Origin of the sequence: Yoonia sp., from assembly GCF_014859355.1 — a bacterium.
Classification (GTDB): Bacteria; Pseudomonadota; Alphaproteobacteria; order Rhodobacterales; family Rhodobacteraceae; genus Yoonia.
Genome location: NZ_JACUUJ010000082.1, coordinates 1 through 3,561, shown reverse-complemented (window position 1 = coordinate 3,561; position 3,561 = coordinate 1). Strand labels below are relative to the sequence as shown.

3 protein-coding genes and 1 pseudogene are annotated in these 3,561 nt (G+C 57.3%); 3 read left to right on the top strand and 1 reads right to left on the bottom strand.

The window, feature by feature from the left end; translation table 11 throughout:
• Positions 1–386: 386 nt before the first annotated feature.
• Entirely contained in the window at positions 387–1,274 is an 888-nt protein-coding gene (locus IBX59_RS15195; RefSeq protein ID WP_367119394.1) for a LysR family transcriptional regulator, read from the bottom strand.
• A gap of 180 nt (positions 1,275–1,454) precedes the next feature.
• Here IBX59_RS15195 and IBX59_RS15190 point away from each other — a divergent pair, with 180 nt between their 5' ends.
• The 3 genes and pseudogenes from IBX59_RS15190 to IBX59_RS14880 form a co-directional block, all read left to right on the top strand.
• On the top strand, positions 1,455–2,201 hold the full coding sequence (locus IBX59_RS15190) for an HAD family hydrolase (protein ID WP_367119393.1): 747 nt from the start codon (positions 1,455–1,457) through the stop codon (positions 2,199–2,201).
• On the top strand, positions 2,198–3,124 hold the full coding sequence (locus tag IBX59_RS14885; protein ID WP_296376965.1) for an ABC transporter permease: 927 nt from the start codon (positions 2,198–2,200) through the stop codon (positions 3,122–3,124). The genes IBX59_RS15190 and IBX59_RS14885 overlap by 4 nt, the downstream gene beginning before the upstream one ends.
• Before the next feature lie 4 nt (positions 3,125–3,128).
• Positions 3,129–3,561: pseudogene (locus IBX59_RS14880) on the top strand (ABC transporter permease); the annotation flags it as partial.

Below are 3,561 nucleotides of genomic sequence, written 5' to 3'. Positions count from 1 at the left end.
ATACAAAAATGCAAATAAATCAAAACACTAGGTTGTCCGTGGCCCCTATGATGGATTGCAAAGATTGGTATTTAACTTCAATTTGTTGCCAGGCGTCGTGTGCAGTACATGTTCATGTTTAGATCGCGTGATTTCGTGCTGCATCGTGCCTGTTTCGGCCTGTCGCTGAGGCGCTACTCGTCAAGCACGCAAGCGATAGTGTCGAATTCCGACGCGCTTTCGGCCAGCCTTATTTGTTGTTAAAATTCGAGATCAATGCGCTCGGTAGAATGGCACGTGGATCGGAGCACCGCCAAGTTTTCGCATTTTCAGTCCTACGCCAGCTTTGTGCAACCGTCCGCAATCTCAATCATCGCGGTCAATCACCATTTCACCATGTGCTGCAGTCAATGCGACGACACGTTGCCTGCACTGGACTGGGCTGCAATCGAAAAGAATGCATCAAGTGTTTGTGTACTACGGTCCGCGTGTGCAAAGGCGACTTCCTTGCTTGTCGTTACGCCGTCCGCCAAATCTATCTGCCAGACATCTTCAGCGCGGCTTGTGCTGTTTTTCCAGACAAACCCGATACCCATGCCGTTTGCGACCGCCTCGAACACGCCGTCGCGGGTGTCCAGCGTCAGAAAGGGTTTGGGTTCAACGCCACGCGATCCGAAATATCTGTCGACCACCTTTTGGGTAGAAGAGCCCGCAGACCGAAAAATGAGCCGATGCGGAAGAAGTTGCGCAGCCGTCGCCCGTCTTTGCCCGGAAAGTGGATGATCGATTGGCACGATCGCCACCACGCGATTGGACAACAGCACCTGTCGGCGGAACCGTGGATCCCTGGGAATATCCGGCAATATGCCGACATCTACACTGTGATCCAAAACTGCGCGCATGATCTTTTGGTAGGAGCCGGTGATCACCTTTAGGTTCGTTTCGGGGTGGTTGCGGTTAAAGGCTGCGACCAGCGACATACCCGGCATCGCATTTCCCATCCCGACTGAAAGTTCGCCACGTCCCAACGTCCCGTGATTTCGCAGCATGCGTTCAAGCCCAACGTGTTCTTGCAAGAGGTGGTCGGCTACATCGCAGATTCGCTCACAAAAGGGGGTTGCGACCAGCTTTCCATTGGTCCGTGTGAACAGCCGAATTGCGTAATCTCTTTCAAGGCCGCGTACGTGGTGCGAGACGCCAGGCTGTGTCAGTCCCAACTGCCGGGCGGCGGCCGAGAATGAGCCAGTCTCGGCGACAGTGCGCAGCGCCTGCAAGGCTGTAAGCGAAAGAGGCATGGCCACCTGAAAGCGAATCCTTGAGTTGCGCAAAGCGTAGCTTTGCTTTGTCACAAGCATGTCACAGCCAATGATAAAGCTTCCTGATGTTAGGGCGATGCTGTTTCGCCAAGAAGTAATAGCGAAATTTTTTCGTCGCGCCGGGGCTTTGTCCCCGAACGGTGGGGGTGTGCGAGGACTATGCCGGAAGTTTCTTTCGAAATGCGCGTATTCGACCGACTGAGTGCGGATATCGTGACTGGCGCGCGGCTTGTCCTTTCTGATTTGGACGGCTGCCTCGTTTCCCAAGGACGCGCCTATGCCGATGCGCTGGATTTTGCCGCCGCTTGCGACGACAGGCTTTGGATCGTTTCCAACAACTCCACCCATTCTGCGCAGTCCCTCAGTGACGAGTTGGCGGCCCTTGGGTTGACTATTTCTGCACAGCGCATCCTGCTTGCCGGAGAGCAAACGCTGCGGCATCTGCAAAAGACCTATCCCGGGGTCGGCCTTGCGCTTTTTGCAGGTGATTGCCTGCAGGCACAGGCGCGCGCTTTCGGACTGCGTACCGATAGCGAAGTGCCAGAAGTCGCGTTGCTCTGCCGAGATTCGGGATTCACAATCGTTGACCTGGAGCGGCTGGCCTCCTTCTTGCGCCAAGGTGCGCGTCTGTGGGTGTCCAATATCGATTGCGCACATCCATCGATGGATGGCCTGCCCGTGCCTGAAACAGGCGCTTTGCTGGCAGCACTCAATGCGGTGCTTGGAGATGTCGCATTCGACACGATCGGCAAACCGCACACCCACATGGCGCGCCTTGCGTTGGACAGCGCGCGGATCGCGCCCCATGACGCGATTTTCATCGGTGACAATCTGGCCACCGATGGCACGATTGCCCGGAACGCCGGTATTCCTTTTGCGCATATCGTGCGGGGGCCCGCCAGATGATCCGCTACATCCTGCGCACCCTGTTGAAGATGGCGACGACGCTTTTCGTGATCATAACGCTTGTCTTCTTTGCAACCCGGCTGACCGGCAGCCCGCTTGAAACCTTTCTGGGTGAAGGACTGACCAAAGAAGACCGTGAGTTGATGATCGAATATTTCGGTCTGAACGGGTCCATCTGGGAGCAATATCTGAGATACCTGCGCGGCGTCCTGGAAGGTAATTTCGGGCTGTCTTTCCTTGAACGCCGTCCCGTGGCCGAGATCGTTGCAGAACGGGTGTGGCCGTCTCTTCAACTTCTGCTGGCTTCATTGGCGCTGACGCTTTGTGTCGCGCTGCCGCTGGGTGTGCTTGCCGCGATTTATAGGGCAAGCTGGATCGGCAGTGCGATCATGGCGGTTTCCTTTGTTGGCTATGCGGTGCCGAATTTCGTGATCGCGATCTTCATGGTGTTGCTGTTTGCGTTCTCCTGGAACCTTTTGCCCGTGGTGGGCAATGGCACCTGGGCGCATTTCATCATGCCGACGATCGCCATGTCCGGGGTGCTTATTGCCGCGCTGACGCGGTTCACGCGCAACGCGATGCTGGACGTGCTGGGGCAGGATTTCATGCGCACCGCGCGCGCCAAGGGGCTGCCGGAAACCGTGGTGATCGTGAAGCACGGGCTGCGCAATGCAGGTGTGACGGTTCTGTCCGTGCTGGGGTTGCAGATCGCGGGAATGGCTGCGGCGGGCAATGTCGTGGTCGAGGCGATTTTCAGCTGGCCCGGTATCGGGGAATTGTTGGTCTCCGCTGCGATTACGCGGGACTACCCGGTACTGCAGTTTGGGGTGATCTCGGTTGCGATGGCAGTGGTGGTGGTCAATGCAGTGACTGACATCGCCTATGCCTACGCCGATCCGCGCATCCGAATGGCGCAGGTCTAGACCGATGGCAATGGTCGCACATATCCCGGCGGGCACATTGCCAAGAACGCTATGGTCTCAGGCGAACTGGATCCAAAGGATCGCAGCCATCCTTGCCGGGTTTCTGATCCTCGTCGCACTTATCGCGCCTTTGCTTGCACCGTTCGATCCGCTGACCCAAAGCCTGATTTCCCGGTTGCGCCCACCCGTCGGGTTTGACCGCTACAAAGACGGGTTCTTTCTGGGAACCGACGAACTGGGCCGCGACGTACTTTCGCGCACGATGTACGGATTGCGGCTCACGTTGGGGTTGGCCTTGGTCGGGGCCTGTATCGGGCTGTTGATCGGGGGCGCGCTCGGCCTTTTGGCGGGCATGCGCCGGGGGTGGGTGGAAGACCTGACCATGGGGGCGGTCGATATCCAGATCGCCGTGCCATTCACGCTGATCGCTTTGCTGA

What these genes read in the sequence shown, in the direction of transcription:
- IBX59_RS15195 (WP_367119394.1), bottom strand. Translation starts at nt 1,274, where the DNA reads ATGCCTCTTTCGCTTACAGCCTTGCAGGCGCTGCGCACTGTCGCCGAG.
- IBX59_RS15190 (WP_367119393.1), top strand. Translation starts at nt 1,455, where the DNA reads ATGCCGGAAGTTTCTTTCGAAATGCGCGTATTCGACCGACTGAGTGCG.
- IBX59_RS14885 (WP_296376965.1), top strand. Translation starts at nt 2,198, where the DNA reads ATGATCCGCTACATCCTGCGCACCCTGTTGAAGATGGCGACGACGCTT.